This is a genomic window from Streptomyces sp. NRRL S-350 (genome assembly GCF_000719705.1).
In the GTDB taxonomy this organism is placed as follows: Bacteria; Actinomycetota; Actinomycetes; order Streptomycetales; family Streptomycetaceae; genus Kitasatospora.
In genome coordinates, this window is the sequence record NZ_JOHO01000002.1 from 47008 (window position 1) to 63948 (window position 16941).

The window sequence follows — 16941 nt, forward strand, 5'->3', positions numbered from 1 at the left end:
AGCCGGGCGGCCGTCCCCGCACCTGCTGGAGTGGCCGTCCGCCGGGGGCCGTTTGCCACCACCTTGGGGTCCGACACCTCCTCGGTGTCCGCCAAGCCCTCGGTGCCCGACACGTCCTCGGCGTTTCTCAGGCCGGAGCGGCCAGGGGACGGACCGGCGCCCCCGGGTGCGGGCGCCGTGAAACGGGGCAAGCGTGGGGGAGGAGGTGGAGGCCATGGAACTGAGCGTTTCCGAGCTGCTGGACCGGTTCGGCCGCACCTATGCGGAGGAGGCCGGGATCGTGTTGCGCGACAAGCCCTCACCGCTCTATCGCTTGCTCGTCCTGACCGTGCTGTGCTCGGTGCGGATCAGTGCCGGCACCGCGACGGCGGCGGCCCGCGAGTTGTCAGCCGCCGGGCTGCGCACGCCGCGCGCGATGGTCGAGGCCCGGCGCGGCACACTGATCGCCGCATTCGGTCGGGCACACTACGTGCGCTACGACGAGAGCACCGCCACGGCGCTCAGCCAGGGAGCCGAACTGCTGCTCGACCGCTGGCACGGCGATCTGCGGCGGTTGCGGGACGAGGCCGGGGGCGATCCGGAACGGATCGGCGAGCTGCTGCGGGAGTTCCCGCGGATCGGGCCGGTCGGGGCCGGGATCTTCCGGCGTGAGGCGCAGGCGGTCTGGCCCGAGCTGCGGCCGTACTTCGACGAGCGGGTGCTGGAGGAGGCCCGGACGCTCGGGCTGCCGGGAACCCCGGACCGCCTGGCGGGGCTGGTCGCGGCGAACGACCTGGCGCGGTTGGCGGCGGCGTTGACCCGGGCGAGCCTGGCCCACGTCGGGGCGGCCTGAACGGTGGCGGGGCCGAGCCGGGTCCGAGTCGGGTACCCGAGTCGGGTGCGTGGGTCGGGTGTCCGAGCGGCGTGTCCGAGTGGGGTGTCCGGGCGGTGGGGACGGGGTCGATGAGGTGGGTGACCGGGGTGGTGTCGGGTCGGTGAGGTGTCAGGTCGGTGAATCGCCGGGCCGGCGGGTGTGCCGGCGGGTGTGGTGTCGGGTGTGTTGGCGGGTGTCAGGCCATCCAGAAGAACACCGCCGTCATCCGGCGATCCTCCAGGTCGTCACCGTAGTAGGTGGTGGCGCTGTGGATCAGGTTGGCGTGGTAGAGCAGCAGTTGGTTGTAACGGTTGGGGACGCGGACGTCCTCGACGAAGTGGTCGCCTGGCACGCGCCGGGTGCCGAGCGCCTCGACGAGGTTGTTGTGCGGGGCGTTGACCAGATTGCCGCCGAGACGGCCGCCGGGGAACTGCTGGCGGTAGAAGCTGGTGCCGGCGTCCTTGGGTGCTCCCGGGCTGAGGTAGAGCACGGCGGCGTAGCGGCAGAGCGCGCGGGAGTCGGTGTGCGGGCGGGACTCCGACTCCCCGGCGCCGACGACCTGGACGCAGTTGTGGTTGAGCGTTCCGCCGCCCGGGGTGCTCTGCACCCAGAGCCGCGAGGCGCCGGTGGCCTTGCGGACCAGGCCCTCGACACGGGCGAGCTCGTCGGGTTCCAGCCCCGGCATGGTGCGCAGGCCAGGCCACGTCTCGGGGCGGTGCGGGTAGCCCTCGGTCCAGTCACCGCGGGCCAGGCAGCGCTCGCGAACGGCGTCCGGGTCGGGCAGGACGTCGTTGAGGACCCAGTAGTCCCGGCCCCGGGTGGGCTTGCGGTACGGCAGGACCGGCAGGGTGATGGGCCTGATGGGCTGTGAGGACATGCGCCGACCATAGAGGCGGTGATCGTCAACCTTCTGCCGTGAGCAGGTCAACTTTGCGTCAAGAGCCTTCCGGCGGGAGACCGTCAGGCCTCCCGCACGGCGAAGCCCCCCAGGGCGCCCTCCAGTCGGTCGTAGGCGTGGACTGCCGAGGGCCGCACGGCGGCGGCGATCGCGGCGGGCTCTTCGCCGGCCAGTGTCCGGCGGAACACCTCGGCGAACAGCGCCCGGTCGACGGCGGCGAGCAGCGCGGCGGCGACCCGGCTCTCGAAGCCGACGGGTCTCTCGTGCACGGCCTCGGCCAGGGCCTCGGCGAGGGCGGTCTCGCCCTGCTCGTGCAGTTCGCGCAGCCGGGCGGTCAGGGCGGGGCTGTCGACGACCGTGCGGGTGAAGGCCGGGCCGGAGAAGCCGAGCCGGGGATCGTGCCGGTCGATCCCGGCCAGGCAGTCGCGGCGCAGCGCGGCGAGGGCGGACTCGCCCGGCGCCCGCCCGGCGACGGCCCGGGCGAGGCGGTGGACGATCTCCTCGTGCAGGTCGAAGAAGAGGTCCTCCTTGCGCGGGAAGTGGTTGGTGACGGTCATCTTGGCGACGCCCGCCGCAGCCGCGACCTCGGCGATGGTCGTCCGGTCGAAGCCCTGGTCGATGAAGAGCCTGGTCGCGGCGTGCGAGATCGCCTCGCGGGTGCGGCGCTTGTTGAGCTCGCGCAGGTTCGGAGCGGTCCCGGTCTCGGTCATGGCAGGAGCGTAGCGCAGGTATCTGGGTCGAGCACAGTAATTAGGCTTGACCCAAGCAATGGGTCGGACCTAAGTTCTACTCGGGCGGTCGGAACGGCTGCCGGAGGAGCTGCGGCACGGGCGACTCCAGGGACGTCTCAGGGGAGGGCGCATGACCACATCCGTCACTGCGAAGGGTCGGCGGGCGGGAGACCGGGCGACGGCGGAGCCGATTCCGCGGAGCCTGTGGAAGATGGGCGGGGTGCTCGCGCTGGGCCCGGTGCTCGCACTGCTCGACACCACGATCGTCAACGTCGGCATCGACTCGGTCGCCCGGGACCTGCACAGCTCGATCGCGGCCGTGCAGTGGGTGGCCACGGGGTACCTGCTGGCGATCTCGCTGACCATGCCGCTCTCGGGCTGGGCCGCCGGCCGCTTCGGCGCCCGGCGCGCGTGGCTCGCCTCCGTCGTCCTGTTCGTGCTGGGCTCGGTGCTGTGCGGTCTGGCCTGGTCGACGGGCAGTCTGGTCGCCTTCCGGGTGCTGCAGGGGATCGGCGGGGGCATGATCCAGCCGCTCGGCCAGGCGATCATCGTGCAGGCGGCCGGGCCGTCCCGGGTCGGGCGGGTGATGGGCACCCTCATGCTGCCCATCAGCCTCGCGCCGGTGCTCGGGCCGATCCTCGGCGGGCTGGTGCTGGAGCACCTCGACTGGCGCTGGATGTTCCTGCTGAACGTGCCGGTCGGGCTGCTCACGTTGCTGCTGGCCGCCCGCTGGCTGCCGCCCGAGGAGGCCTCGGACGCGCCGAGGCCCCGCCTGGACGTGACCGGCCTGGTCCTGCTCTCACCCGGTCTGACCGGGCTGGTCTACGGGCTCTCGACGATCGGTGACGGCGGGCCGGTCGGCTGGGCCGCCCTCGTGGCCGGCTCGGTGCTGGTGGCGGTGTACGGCTGGTACGCGGTGCGCGTGGGCCGCGCCGGAGTCCGTACGCCGCTGATAGACCTGCGGCTGTTCGCCCGGCGCGGCTTCAGCGTGGCGACCGCCAACAGCTTCCTGCAGGGCGCCGCGCTTTACAGCTCGATGTTCCTGGTACCGCTGTACTACCAGCAGGTCAAGCACGCCGGTGCGGTGGAGGCCGGCCTGCTCCTGGCCCCCCAGGCCCTCGGCACGGCGGTCACCGCGATGCTGGCCGCCCGAATAACCGACCGCGTCGCGCCGCGCCCGCTGATCCTGATCGGCATCGCCTGCTCCCTGGTCGGCACGCTCGCGTTCACCCGGCTCGGCACGGGCTCCGACCCTGCCGACTGGCTGATCGCAAGCTCGCTGACGCTGCGTGGTGCGGGCATGGGAATCATCGCGATCCCCGGCCTGGCGGCGGTGTACGGCAGCGTCGAAAAGGCCCAGGTGCCGACGGCGGCCGGCGCGGTCAACGTGCTGAACCGGGTCGGCGGGGCGCTCGGTACGGCGGTGCTGACGCTGGTCCTCCAGCAGACGCAGCACGGGCACCCCGCCCGGCCCGGGGCGGCCTTCGGGGAGACGTTCTGGTGGGTGCTGGCCCTGTCAGCCCTCGCGATCGGGCCCGCCCTGCTCTACCCGAAGACCCGTCAGAACATCTGACAGGCACCCCTTCGGGCCCGTACCGCACCTCACTGCTCCCTGCTACTCCCCGCTGCTGCTCCGACCGCTACTCCCCGCCGCTACTCCCCGCCGCGCCGTACCGCTGCCTGACGTCTTCCCTGCCGTTCGTCCCGGAGGTAACCATGTTCACCAAGCACCCAGGCTCTGCCGAACACGTCGCCCGTGTCGATTCCGCCCACTCCGGCGGCCTTCGCCTGCTGACCGTGCACGCCCACCCCGACGACGAGTCCAGCAAGGGCGCGGCCACCCTCGCCCGGTACGCGGCCGCGGGTGTGGAGGTCCTGGTCGCCACCTGTACCGGCGGCGAACGGGGCTCGGTGCTCAATCCGGCGATGGACCGGCCGGAGGTCCGGGCCGACATCGCCCGGATCAGGCGCGAGGAGATGGCGTCCGCCCGCAGGATCCTCGGGGTGGAGCAGAGGTTCCTCGGCTTCGTCGACTCCGGGATGCCGGGCCCGGGCGAGCCGCTGCCCGAGGGCTGCTTCGCCGCCCAGCCGGTCGAGGTCGCGGCAGCGCCGCTGGTCGCACTGATCCGGGAGTTCCGCCCGCAGGTGGTGATCACCTACGACGAAACCGGCGGGTACCCGCACCCGGATCATGTGATGACCCACCAGGTCACCGTGGCGGCTTTCGAGGCCGCCGCCGATTCGGCCCGCTTCCCCGAGGCGGGCGAGCCCTGGCAGGCGTCCAAGCTCTACTACCACCTGGCGCTCTCGCGGGCCTGGTTCCAGACGCTGCACGACGCCATGACGGAGCGCGGTGTCCCGTCGGGCATGGGCGAGTTGCTCGCCGACTGGCCGGACACCCCGCCCGCCCTGGCCACGACCACCAGGATCGCGTGCGCCGAGCAGTTCGCCGTGCGGGACGCGGCGATGCTGGCGCACGCCACCCAGGTGCGGCCGGGCGTCGCGTTCATGGCCCACCCCCGGGACATCGAACGCGAGGTCTGGCCGACCGAGGACTACCACCTGGCCCGGAGCTTGGTGCCGCCGGTCGGTGGCGGGGTTGGTGGCGGGGCCGGTGGCCGGCTTGCCGGCGGGGCCGGTGACGTGGTCGAGGACGACCTGTTTGCCGGGATCAGGCCGGGGGAGGGGGTGGGGTGAGCCGCGTGCGGGGCACGGCTGCGCGGGGAGGGCGTCGCTCGGCCCTCCGGCGTGTAACTGCCCGTTGGTCGGCACTGCCGTGCGCGAGCAGCCCGCCGCTCCGGGTGGCGCGACCGGGCCAGGACCCGGTCGCTCCGGGGTGCTCAGAGCGCCGCGAGGATGCCGCAGACGGCCAGGAGGCCACAGATCCCGAAGTTGACGACCTTGTGTGCCAGGAACACCGCCGCGAACTCCCGGATGGTGGCGCTCGGCAGGTAGTACCGGGCGGTCGGCGAGCCGAGGACGTGCCCGTTGACGCCGGTCTTGCGGGCGAGGAGGGCCGCCCGGAAGGCGTGGAAGTTGTTGGTGACCACGACGCAGCGGTAGTCGGGTTCGGCCTGCTCCATGATGGCCTTGCTGAAGAGCAGGTTCTCCTCGGTGGTGCGCGAGCGGTCCTCCCGCTCGATGCGTTCGGCGGGGAAGCCGCGCTCGATCAGGTAGGCGGCCATCGCGTGCGACTCGGGCAGCTTCTCGTCGGGGCCCTGGCCGCCCGAGGTGATCAGCACCGGCGGGTTGCCGCGCGCGACCTGCTTCTCGTACGCCTCGCGCGCCCGGTCCAGTCGGCTGGCCAGCAGCGGCGGGACTCGCTCGCCGCCGATCAGTCCGGAGCCGAGCACGACCACGAAGTGCACGTTCCGGCGCGGTCGGTGGCGGCTGTACAGGAACGCGTAGCCGACGAAGCAGACGAACAGGAAGGAGATGTAGAGGACCACCAGGACAGCGGTGCCCGCCAGGACGGCCAGCAGGCGGGAGCCGGTGACGATGGCGGCGCCCAGCAGCGCGACTACCGCGATGATGCCGATTCCGGCGAGCAGTGACAGGAGGTTGGCCGGCCGCTTGCCCTCCTTCCGGATCATGGTCACGCCGTTGGAGAGGAGGAACCAGACCAGGGCGACCGTGCCGACGGCCGGCAGCAGGATGATGACCCCCGCCACGACCTCCACCACCAGGGTCGGCGCCTTGCGGAGTTCGGCGAGCAGGGCGATGGAGAGGAGCGAGACGGCTATGCCGAGGAGGACGGCGTTGCTGAACTGGCGACGGTCGCGCAGTACCCCGATTCCGAAGAGCAGGAAGAACAGCGCGGCGGGGGCATAGGCGATCATGCATCGTATCGTAGGGGTTCACCGGGATGGGCCACTTGGCCGAGCGGTCCGGCGCCCAGGGAGGCGGGCGGGTGCTCAGGCGAAGCGTTCGATCGCGGCCAGGACGGCCTCCGTCATGCGCGGGCTCCCGGTGTGACCGGCCTCGTCGATGATCGTCAGCCGGGCGTCCGGCCAGGCCTTGGCCAGCTTCCAGGGGGTGTCGAGCGGTGATCCGAGGTCCAGTCGGCCGTGGATCAGCTCGCCCGGGATCCCGGCCAGTCGTCCGGCGTCGCGCAGCAGTTGGGCGTCGGTGAGGAATGCCCGGTGCGAGAAGTAGTGCGCGGTGATCCGGGTGAACGCCATCAGGGCGTCGGACGGGCGGTCGCTGTACGCGTTCGGATTCCCCAGGACCTCGTGCGTGATGACCGCGTCCTCCCAGGTGACCCAGGCGTTGGCGGCAGCCCGGCGGACGGTCTCGTCGGGGCTGTTGAGCAGCCGGCTGTAGGCGGCGAGGAGGTCGCCGTCCCGGTCGGCGGCCGGCAGGAAGTCCCGGAAGTCCTCCCACGGCCCGGGAATCAGCCGGCCGACGCCCCGGTAGAGCCAGTCGAGTTCGTCGGCAGTGGTCATGGTGACGCCGCAGATCACGATCCCGGAGACCCGCTCCGGGTGGGCCTGGGCATAGGCGAGAATCAGTGTGGAGCCCCATGAGCCGCCGTACAGAAGCCACTTGTCGATGCCGAGGTGTTCGCGCAGCTTCTCCATGTCGGCGATCAGGTGCGCGGTGGTGTTGTGCTCCAGCCCGGTCGACGGGTCGGCGGCGTGCGGCAGGCTCCGGCCGCAGCCGCGCTGGTCGAACTGGACGACGCGGTAGCGATCCGGGTCGAAGTACCGTCGCGCGCCCGGGCCGTGACCGGATCCGGGGCCGCCGTGCACCACCGCGGCGGGCGTTCCCGACGGGTTGCCGGAGGTGTTCCAGTGCATCCGCTGCCCGTCGCCGACGTCCAACAGGCCTTGCGCGTAAGGTTCGTAGAGGGGGTAGGTGGCGGCCACCGGGGACTCCTCCGCGGTCGTACGGACGGGGGCTCGGTGAGCCTACCCCCTCTGGGGGCGGCCGGTGGTGCGGCCGGTGGTGCGGCCCGGTGGTGCGGCCCGCAGCCGCCGTGCCCGGCGGAGCCGGCGGAGGCGCGTTCGGCTCGGCAGGCCTGAACCGGCCCACCCGGCCCGACCGTGCCTCCGTCCGCCCGACCGGCCCGACCGGCTCTACCGGCTGCAGTGGTGGCGGGCCGTCAGCGGAGCCCCTCGACCGCCGCCTGCGCGGACCGGGCCAGCTCGCGCCGGGCGCCGGCCCGGGTGGGCTGCGGTCCGGGCGGCGGGATCGGCGGCAGGAAGGTCACCTCGGCGACCAGCCCGCGCGCCGCGACCACCCGGGCGAGCGAGGTGAGCAGTCCGTCGTCCCCGATGAAGGCGGGGATGCTGGTCGGCCGCCCGTCCGCCAGCCGGTAGCGGATCGTCACCGGCTGGACGAGGGCGCCCGCCTCCACCGCGGCCTGGAACAGTGCGGGCCGGAACCGGCCGCTCTCCCGCCCGCACCAGGTCGAGCCCTCCGGGAAGACGATCACCGGGTGCCCGGAGCGCAGTTCCCCGGCCACCGCCGCGACGGTGGCCGGCAGCGTCCGCAGCCGGTCGCGGTCCAGGAAGACGGTGCCGCCCCAGGCCACCAGCCGTCCGAGCACCGGCCACTGCCGGACCTCGGTCTTGGCCAGCGACCGGCCCGGCCGGCCGACCGCCAGCAGCGGGATGTCCAGCCAGGACACGTGGTTGGCCACCACGAGCATCCCGCCCCCGCCGGGCCGGGCGCCCGGCCAGGAGAGGTGGACGGTCACGCCTAGCGCGCGCAGCACGACGCGTGCCCAGAGCCGGATCAGCGCGTCCCGGAGGCCGTACGGGAGCGGTCGGAGCGGCACGCTGAGCGCGACGCCGGCCACGACGGCCGCCAGACAGGCCGTCAGTCGCAGCACCCGCCGGGGGTGGGAGACCTCGGGTGCCGGGTCGGCGAGGCAGGTCTCGGGCCGGCAGGTGGCCGTGGGCAGCCAGACGCTCATGACGCCGTGCCCAGGCCCGGCAGGCCGGAGAGGAAGTGCCGCAGGTAGCGCGGGTCGGTGCGCTCCAGGGACAGCAGCACGTACAGGTCGGCGCAGGCGAAGTCCGGGTCGTACGCGGGCTGGCCGCAGACCCAGGCGCCGAGCCGCAGGTAGCCGCGGAGCAGGGCCGGCAGCGGGCCCCGCTCGGCGCGCGGCACGCCGGTGGCGTCCCAGCGGCGGTGCGGGGTGACCCGGTACTCGGCGGGGGCCAGGTGCTTGGCGCTGATGGTGTCCCAGACCCGGGCGGCGGTGGCGCCGCCGTCCGCCAGGCCGATCGAGCAGCAGCCGCCGACCCAGGTGTTGCCGGTGTCGGCCAGGTAGCGGGCGATGCCGCCCCACATCAGGTTGATGACGGCGCCGTTGCCCCGGTGGTCCGGGCGGATGCAGGAACGCCCGAGTTCGACCAGACCGGGGCGGACCGGTGCCAGGGCGGAGAGGTCGAACTCGCCCTCGGAGTACAGTCCCCCGGCCCGGCGGGCGGCCTCGGGACGCAGCAGCCGGTAGGTGCCGACGACGGGGCCGTGCTCGCTCTCCCGGACCAGGAGGTGGTCGCAGAACTCGTCGAAGGGGTCGACGTCCAGGCCCGGGACCGTGCTGTGCAGCTGGGCGCCGAGCTCGGCTCCGAACACCTGGTGGCGCAGCCGCTGGGCGGCCCGCACGTCGTCCTCGTCCCGGGCGAGGGAGACGGTGTACGCCGCCGGGGTTCGAGAGGGGGTCGCAGCCGCAGCCGCAGCCGCAGCCGCAGTCGGGGCCGCAGCCGCAGTCGGGACCGGCGCCGCGACCGGCCGGAGGCGGGGAGCGGGGATCGCCGGGGTGTCATGGGTGGGGGTGACTGCGGACGGAGCGTACGTGGGGACGGTGGTCATGGCGGACCCTCCAGGGCAGCACGATCGGCGGTGCCGTGGATCGCCAGGGCACCGTCCCGGTCCGCAGGTGGTTGGGCGTGGACGCGAACCGGTCTCGGTATGTCTCTCCGAGTGGGTTGGCATCCACGTTGCGGCGCGGCGGAGCGCAGATGTGCACCTGCTGAATGGGACCACCCGTGGCCTGCCGGTCATCTTCCCGGCACCGGGCGCTCGTTCGCCGTGGGTGGACAACGGGGGCGTGCGGCTGCACCGCACGCCGCTGCGGTCGCGGGCCCGCCAGGGTCACCCGGGTAGCGGAATGGTCCGGCGGATTCCGGTGACCCGGGTGACCCGGGTGACCGGGACAGCCCGGATCACCCGGGTGATCCGGGCCCGGGCTCACATGCCCCGCCAGCCCTCCGGGTCGACGCCGCCCGGGACGGCCGGGGCCGGGCCGTACGGCTCGCGGGTGTAGACGAAGGAGCCGAGGTCGAGGTGGCTGACCGTGCCGTCGGCTCGGCGGACCACCCGCAGGGTCTCGCCCGCGTAGTAGTCGTCCAGGCCGGTCCAGGTGCCGTCCGGCTCGGGGCGGAAGCGGGAGCCGCGGCCGTGGCCCGCGAGCGGGGCGAGTTCCAGGATGCGGCCGGCCCTCAGGCGGAGCGTGTTCGGAGCGGCGCCCCAGTACCAGGGCCCGGTGAGATCCAGCAGGTCGTCGTCCACCTCGGCGAGCGGGCGCCAGGGCTCGGGCAGCCGGGGCTCGTGCTCGGCGGTGAGCGTGATCAACTCGGCTGCCAGTTGCGCTGTGGCGGCGCCGCTGGTGGCGTTGGCGAGGGCGTACGCGGCCAGACCGTCGGCCTCGCTGACCCACAGTCCCGCCGTGAAGCCGGGCATCGAGCCGGTGTGTCCGTACAGCAGTCGGCCCTGGTGGCGCCGCAGTTGCAGGCCGAAGCCGTACGCGGAGTTCCAGCCGGAGTCGTCCGGCGCGGCGGCCGGGCGGCGCATCTCGGCGAGGGTGTCGGCGGACAGCACCTTGTCGTCCCCGGCGGCGAGGAAGGCCGCCCAGCGGGCCAGGTCGGCGCCGGTGGACCAGAGTTGGCCGGCCGGGCCCATCAGTCCGGTGTCGGTGAGCGGTTCGGGCTGCAGAACGTCGGCCCAGGGATGGACGGCGAAGCCACCGGCGTGCGGGTGCTCGGGCAGCAGTGTGGTGCGGTCCATGCCGAGCGGTGCCAGCACCTCGCGGTGCAGCACCTCGCCCCATGGCTTGCCGCGCAGTTCCGCCACCAGGGCGCCGAGCAGCGCGTAGCCGGGGTTGGAGTAGTGGTGGAGCCGCCCGGCCGGGTGCTTGAGCGGGCGTTCGGCCTCCAGGAGGTCGTCGAGGCCGGGCCGGAGGGTGCCCTCGGTCCGCTCCCACCACGGGCCGGGGGTCTCGGCGGCGAGGCCGGAGGTGTGCGAGAGCAGTTGGGCGATGGTCGCGTCGTCGGCCGGGGTGCCGGGCAGGTGGCGCGAGAGCGGGTCGGCGAGGCCGAGCAGTCCTTCGTCGCGCAGCCGCAGGACGAGTACGGCGACGAAGGTCTTGGTGAGCGAGCCGATCCGGTACTGGACGTCCGGGGTCGGCGCGTGCCCGTCGGTCATGCTGCGGGCGCCGCTCCACACCGGTCGGCCGTCGCGCACCACGCCGGCGACCACGGACGGTGCGCGGCCCTCGGACTGGGCGACGGCGAGCCGGTGCAGGAGGGCGCGGCCGGTGGCGGGGAGCAGTTCGTGGGGCAGGTCGGTCATGTGGTCTGCAGAACTCGTCGACATGGGGACGGACAGTAGTCCAGCCCGGCGCCGGCCCCCACCCGGTTTACCCGGCCGGGTTTGCCGCCCGCCCGGTTCGCCGCCCGCCCGGTGGGCGGGTGACTGCCACGACGACCATGGGCGCGCCTCTGACGGAGGTTCAGTCCGGCAGCGGTGGCAGCTGCGGCCGCTCCAGCCAGGCCTCGAAGAGCGGGCCGAGCGGGGTGGTGGTGTACCGGGAGGCGTGGGCCCGCAGGTCGGCGGTGTCGACCACGCCGTGCCGGTTGACGCCCGTCCAGTCCCGCAGCATCGCGAAGAACGCGTCGTCGCCGAGCGCCCGCCGCAGCGCGTGCACGACGAGCCCGCCGCGCTGGTACAGCCGGTCGTCGAACATCAGCTTGCGGCCCGGGTCGGCGAGGCTGAGGTCCTGCGGCAGCCCCGTCAGCAGGCGGTGCGCGGCGGCGGCATGGGTGGCCGCGGCCGGGCCGCCGGCGTGTTCGGACCACAGCCACTCCGCGTACTTGGCGAAGCCCTCGTTGAGCCAGATGTGCTGCCAGTTCGCGATCGTGACGCTGTTGCCGAACCACTGGTGGGCCAGCTCGTGGGCGATCAGCCGCTCGCGTTCCCAGCCGCCGCCGAGGTGGTTGGTGCCGAAGGTGGCGACGCCCTGGGCCTCCACCGGGACGTCCAGTTCCTCGTCCGCGACGACCACCGCGTACTCGCCGAACGGGTACGGCCCGAAGACCTCGCCGAAGTAGGCGGCCATCTCGGGCTGCCGGGCGAAGTCCCGGGCGAAGGCGGTGGCCAGCGGCTCGGGCACGTACCCGGTCTGGGGCACGGCCGGGCGCGCGGCCAGCGGCACCGGCCGGTAGTGCCCGACCGACACCGTCACCAGGTACGTCGGGGTCGGCGCGCTCTGCTCGTACACCCAGGTGGTGCTGGACGCCCGGGTGGTGCGGGTCAGCAGCCGGCCGCTCGCCACCACGGTGAAAGGGGACGGCGTGGTGATCGCCAGCTGGTAGGTCGCCTTGTCGGCGGGCCGGTCGTTGCACGGGAACCAGGACGGCGCGCCGACCGGCTGGCTGGCGACCAGCGCGCCCTCGGTCAGCTCCTCCCAGCCCAGGCCGCCCCACGGGCTGCGCACCGGGCGCGGGTTGCCGGTGTAGTGCACCTCGACGGTGAACGCCGCGCCCGCCGCGAGCGCCTTCGCCGGGCGGATGCGGAGCTTGCCGGCGCGGTGGGTGTAGCGGGCGGCCCGGCCGTCGACCAGGACCCGGCCGATCCGGAACTCGGCCAGGTCGAGCGCGAACTCCGCGAGGGCCGCGTCCGCCACCGCGCTCAGCCGGGCGGAGCCGGCCAGCCGGTTGGGGCCCGGCCGGTAGTCCAGCGTCAGCTCGTAGCGGTGCACCCGGTAGCGGTGGTCGCCGCTGTTCGGGAAGTACGGGTCCGGGGCGCCGGCGACCGCCGGGGCGTGCTTGGGCTTCACGGGGGCGTGCGCTTCCTGCGGGCCGGGACGACTGCTCGTCGGGGTGGTCATGACGTGGTCTGCCACGCCTCGATGGGGTTGCCCAGCCACCGCGTGTCGGCGGGGACGGACTCGGCGCGCATCACCAGTGAGGCCGGGCCCAGGGTGCTGCGCGCGCCCACCGTGCTGCCGGGCAGCACGATGCCGCCCGGGCCCAGGGTGGCGCCCTCGCGGAGGACCACAGTATCCATCCGCATGATCCGGTCGTGGAAGAGGTGCGTCTGCACCACGCAGCCGCGGTTGATGCTGACCCCGTCGCCGAGGGTGACCAGGTCCGCCTCCGGCAGCCAGTAGCTCTCGCACCAGACCCCGCGCCCGACCCGGGCGCCGAGCGCCCGCAGCCACAGGTTCAGCACCGGGGTGCCCGGCACCGCACCGACCAGCCAGGGCACCGCCAGCATTTCCACGAAGGTGTCCGCCAGCTCGTTGCGCCACACGAAGCCGCTCCACAGCGGGTGCTCCACCGCCCGGAAACGGCCGACCAGCAGCCACTTCGCCGCGATCGCGACCACACAGGCCACCGTGCCGGCGCCGATCAGGACGAGGCCCGACAGCAGGGCGGCCGTCAGCGGCGAGCCGGCGGCCAGGCAGGACAGCGCCGCCCCCGTCAACACGCCCAGCGCCCCGGAGGCCAGCACCGGCACCAGCCGGCCCAGCTCGACCAGCCCGCGCGCCCACAGCAGCCGGGCCGGCGGCTCGTACGTCAGGCTCTGGTCGCCCCGGTCCGCCGAGCGCGGCAGCCGCATCGGCGGCATGCCGAGGTACGAGCTGCCCTTCTTCGCCTTCGCCGGCGCCGCCGACAGCACGCCCACCAGGCCGCGCTTGGGCACCGACCGGCCCGGCGCGGTCATCCCCGAGTTGCCCAGGAACGCCCGCTCGCCGACCTTCGCCTCGCCGAGCCGCACCCAGCCGCCGCCCAGCTCGTACGGCGCCACCAGGGTGTCGTCGGCCAGGAACGCGTGGTCCCCGACCGTGGTGAGGCTCGGCAGGGCCAGCACCGTCGACACCTCGGCGCCCCGGCCGACCCGCATCCCGAGCGCCCGCAGCCACAGCGGTGTGACCAGCCCGGAGTAGAGCGGGAACAGCACCTCCCGGGCCCGGTCCATCAGCTGGGTGACCGTCCACGCCTGCCAACCGACCCGGCCGTGCAGCGGGTGCACCCCCGGCTCCAGGCCGAAGCTCAGCAGCCGCACCAGGGCCAGCAGCTGCGCCGCGTACACCGCGCCGAACGCCAGGGTCGCGGGCAGCAGGCCCAGCAGGGCGCCGCCGAGGGCCGCGCCGAGCCCGTCGCCCTGGTGGACGAAGCGGGAGAGTACGGCGAGGGAGGCGAGGGCGGGCAGCACCGGGAGCAGACCGAGCACGCCACCGCTGGCTCCGTACAGCGTCGCCCAGCGGGCCCGGCGCGGCGGGCGCTCCTTGGGCCAGGTGCGCTCGGTGCGGCCCAGCTTGACGGCGGGTGCGCCGCCCCAGCGCTGGCCGGTCGGGACCTGGCCGGTGACGCTGGAGCCGGCCACCACCTGTGCGCGCTTGCCGATCCGGGCGCCGGGCAGCAGCGTCGAGCGGGTGCCGACCACCGCGCCGGAGCCCACCTTGACCTGGCCGATCAGCAGCCGGTCGCCGTCCAGCCAGTAGCCGCACAGGTCCACCTCGGCCTCGACCGCGCAGCCGCGGCCCAGTTTCAGCATTCCGGTGACCGGCGGGAGGGAGTGCAGGTCGACCTCGGGCGCGACCTTGGCGCCCAGCGCGCGGGCGTAGCGCACCAGCCAGGCGCCGGACAGCGAGGCGGCGCCGCTGATCTCGGCGAGCCGCTCGGCGGTCCAGAGCCGCAGGTGGACGGCGCCGCCTCGCGGGTGGCTGCCGGGGCGCACGCCGCGCAGCAGCAGCCGGGCGCCGCCCGCAGCGACCGCCAGCCGGCCCGCCGGGGTGTCCAGCGCGAGCGCGCCCGCGCCGACCCACCACCAGGAGGCGGTGGGCGCCCACGGGTAGTCGCCGAGGTGGGTGAGCAGGTTGCCGGCGGCCAGCAGGGCGACCGTCCAGCGCAGCCCGACCACGGTGAACAGCGGGATCAGCAGGAGCAGTTGCAGGAGCTTGGCCCGGGTGGGCACCAGGGCGACGGTCCGCGCCTCGGAGCGGTCCGCGGCCGTGCCCTCCAGGTGCCGGGCGAGCTTGCGCAGCGTCGGGTGCTGGTAGATGTCGAGCACGGCCGCGCTCGGGTAGCGGGTGCGCAGGAGGGTGGTCAGCCGGGCGGCGGCCAGGCTGCCGCCGCCGATCGCGAAGAAGTCGTCGCGCGGGCCGCTCACCCTGATGCCGAGGATCTCGGCCCACTGCTCGGCCAGCCAGGCCTCGGTGCCGTACAGCTGCTCGCTCGGCCCGGCGGCCTCCAGCTCGGGCAGCGGCCAGGGCAGGGCGTTGCGGTCGACCTTGCCGGACGTCCGGGTGGGCAGCGTCTGGACGGTCGCCAGCAGCGGGACGAGGGCGGCGGGCAGTTCTGCGCGCAGCCGCTCGACGGCCTGCTCGCGGTCGAAGCCCTCCTGGACCGCCAGGTACCCGACCAACAGCTGGTTGCCGCCGCGCGCGGTCCGGACGGCGGCGGCCGCGCCCGACACGCCGGGCAGGGCCTGCAGGGCCGCGTCGACCTCGCCGAGCTCGATCCGGCGGCCGCCCAGCTTGACCTGCTCGTCGGTGCGGCCGAGGAACAGCAGGCCGGCCGGGTCGGCCTGGACCAGGTCGCCGCTGCGGTAGGCACGCTCCCAACCCAGCGAGGGCAGCGGCGCGTACTTCTCGGCGTCCTTCTCCGGGTCGAGGTAGCGGGCCAGGCCGACCCCGCCGATCACCAGCTGGCCGGTGCCGCCCGGGGCTACCGGCTCGCCGGCCTCGTCCACCACGGCGAGGTCCCAGCCGTCCAGCGGCAGGCCGATCCGCACGGGGCCCTCTCCGGTCAGCAGCGCGGCGCAGGCGACCACGGTGGCCTCGGTCGGGCCGTAGGTGTTCCACACCTCCCGGCCCTCGGTGACCAGGCGCTGCACCAGCTCGGGCGGGCAGGCCTCACCGCCGAAGATCAGCAGCCGCACCTCGTTGAGCGCCTCGGCCGGCCACAGCGCGGCCAGGGTCGGGACCGTGGAGACCACGGTGATCTCCTGCTCGGCCAGCCAGGGGCCGAGATCGGCGCCGCTGCGGACCTGGGAACGGGGAACGGGCACCAGGCAGGCGCCGTGCCGCCAGGCCAGCCACATCTCCTCGCAGGAGGCGTCGAACGCCACCGACAGGCCGGCCATCACGCGGTCCCCGGGGGCGATCGGCTCCTCCCGGAGGAACAGCGCGGCCTCGGCGTCCACGAAGGCGGCGGCGTTGCGGTGGGTGACGGCGACGCCCTTGGGCTTGCCGGTGGATCCGGAGGTGAAGATGATCCAGGCGTCGTCGGCCGGGGTGGGACGGCGCCCACCGGCGGGCGCCTGCTCGGCCGTGGCGGCGAGGGCCGCCCCGACCGGGGTGGTGAGGGCGCGCCCGGCGCCGAGCACGGCGGCGACCCCGGCCTCGCCGAAGACCAGTTCGGCGCGTTCGTCCGGGTCCTCCGCGTCCACCGGAACGTAGGCGGCGCCGGCGGCGAGCACCGCCAGGATCGAGACGTACAGGTCGTTGGTGCCCGAGGGCACGCGTACGCCCACCCGGTCGCCCGGCCCGATCCCGGCGGCGGCCAGTCGGCGGCGCAGCTGCTCGACCTCGGCGGCCAGCGCGCGGTAGCTGAGCACGGTGCGGCCGTCGTCCAGGGCCGGCTCGTCGGGGTGGGCGCGCACGGTGGCGTCCAGCAGGTCGACCAGGGTGCGCGGCGCGGCGGCCGGACGGCCCGGGAAGAGGGCGCGCGGCGGCGCGGCGTCCTGGCTCGGCCGGACCGGTTCGTTCAGCTGGCTCGGTTCAGCTGTCATGGCAGCGCCTGCGCTCCTCGTCCTCGCCCCGTCCTGATCGATGCCCGGCCCTTGGGGGCGGTGGGAGCACTCGCCGGAACCGGGTGACCCCACTCCGGGGCCGGAGCGGACAACCTGACCGATGGTAGCCCGGCCTTCCGGCCGGTGCCCGGTGCGTGTTCCGATCCAACTTGGCTCATCCTGAACGGATCTGACGCGCCATCAGTCAACAACTGTGGTGTTCTGTCCTTGATGTGACGGAGAGTCAATCGGATTGACGGTACGTCAGGTCGACTTCCTGATCGTGATCCATGCCACAGCGAATACTGCTCCCTCCGGGTGGTGGGCCCGGCGTTTCGGCCATTTCGCGGAGGCCCGCGACCGGGCGGTCGCGGGCCTCCGCCCGGGTGGGAGCGATCGGTGGACGGCCCGGGGGTGGCGAGGGGGAT

General features: G+C 74.2%; 12 protein-coding genes. 3 read left to right on the plus strand and 9 right to left on the minus strand.

What is annotated here, in order from left to right; genetic code table 11:
- The first annotated feature begins 214 nt into the window (after positions 1-214).
- The gene (locus IF30_RS0101705; protein WP_030230872.1) at positions 215-832 is read left to right on the plus strand and encodes a hypothetical protein; all 618 of its coding nucleotides are present in this window, start codon (positions 215-217) and stop codon (positions 830-832) included.
- A 217-nt stretch (positions 833-1049) separates the two neighbouring features.
- Here the strand turns inward: IF30_RS0101705 and IF30_RS0101710 are convergent, their stop codons facing one another.
- Positions 1050-1730 carry a DUF6445 family protein gene (locus IF30_RS0101710; RefSeq protein WP_030230874.1) on the minus strand — a complete coding sequence of 227 codons (681 nt, stop codon included), beginning with the start codon at positions 1728-1730 and terminating at the stop codon, positions 1050-1052.
- Positions 1731-1813: 83 nt separating this feature from the next.
- A complete protein-coding gene (locus tag IF30_RS0101715) occupies positions 1814-2461 on the minus strand; it encodes a TetR/AcrR family transcriptional regulator (RefSeq protein ID WP_030230876.1) in 648 nt (215 codons plus the stop codon).
- Between the two features lie 151 nt (positions 2462-2612).
- On the opposite strand from IF30_RS0101715, the gene IF30_RS0101720 reads away from it, so the two are divergent.
- Together IF30_RS0101720 and mca are read left to right on the plus strand one after the other, a co-directional pair.
- Entirely contained in the window at positions 2613-4055 is a 1443-nt protein-coding gene (locus IF30_RS0101720; protein WP_107054291.1) for an MDR family MFS transporter, read from the plus strand.
- A gap of 218 nt (positions 4056-4273) precedes the next feature.
- Positions 4274-5179, plus strand: a complete 906-nt coding sequence (mca, locus tag IF30_RS0101725) for a mycothiol conjugate amidase Mca (protein WP_037898754.1) — start codon at positions 4274-4276, stop codon at positions 5177-5179.
- A gap of 143 nt (positions 5180-5322) precedes the next feature.
- On the opposite strand, the gene IF30_RS0101730 is transcribed toward mca, so the two are convergent.
- The 7 genes from IF30_RS0101730 to IF30_RS0101760 all read right to left on the minus strand — a co-directional run bounded on the left by IF30_RS0101730 (position 5323) and on the right by IF30_RS0101760 (position 16513).
- On the minus strand, positions 5323-6321 hold the full coding sequence (locus IF30_RS0101730; RefSeq protein WP_030230884.1) for a YdcF family protein: 999 nt from the start codon (positions 6319-6321) through the stop codon (positions 5323-5325).
- A gap of 75 nt (positions 6322-6396) precedes the next feature.
- Positions 6397-7350, minus strand: a complete 954-nt coding sequence (gene pip / locus IF30_RS0101735) for a prolyl aminopeptidase (RefSeq protein ID WP_030230887.1) — start codon at positions 7348-7350, stop codon at positions 6397-6399.
- A gap of 236 nt (positions 7351-7586) precedes the next feature.
- On the minus strand, positions 7587-8402 hold the full coding sequence (locus tag IF30_RS0101740) for a lysophospholipid acyltransferase family protein (protein ID WP_037898678.1): 816 nt from the start codon (positions 8400-8402) through the stop codon (positions 7587-7589).
- A complete protein-coding gene (locus IF30_RS0101745) occupies positions 8399-9307 on the minus strand; it encodes a GNAT family N-acetyltransferase (RefSeq protein WP_078891058.1) in 909 nt (302 codons plus the stop codon). Before IF30_RS0101745 ends, IF30_RS0101740 begins: the two co-directional genes overlap by 4 nt.
- 378 nt (positions 9308-9685) lie before the next feature.
- Positions 9686-11065 (minus strand): serine hydrolase domain-containing protein, encoded by a 1380-nt coding sequence (locus tag IF30_RS0101750; protein WP_030230894.1) that lies wholly within the window; start codon positions 11063-11065, stop codon positions 9686-9688.
- A 160-nt stretch (positions 11066-11225) separates the two neighbouring features.
- The gene (locus IF30_RS0101755; protein ID WP_030230895.1) at positions 11226-12602 is read right to left on the minus strand and encodes a M1 family metallopeptidase; all 1377 of its coding nucleotides are present in this window, start codon (positions 12600-12602) and stop codon (positions 11226-11228) included.
- Complete coding sequence (locus tag IF30_RS0101760) at positions 12599-16513, minus strand: Pls/PosA family non-ribosomal peptide synthetase (protein ID WP_078891059.1); 3915 nt, start codon at positions 16511-16513, stop codon at positions 12599-12601. The genes IF30_RS0101755 and IF30_RS0101760 overlap by 4 nt, the downstream gene beginning before the upstream one ends.
- Positions 16514-16941 lie beyond the last annotated feature (428 nt).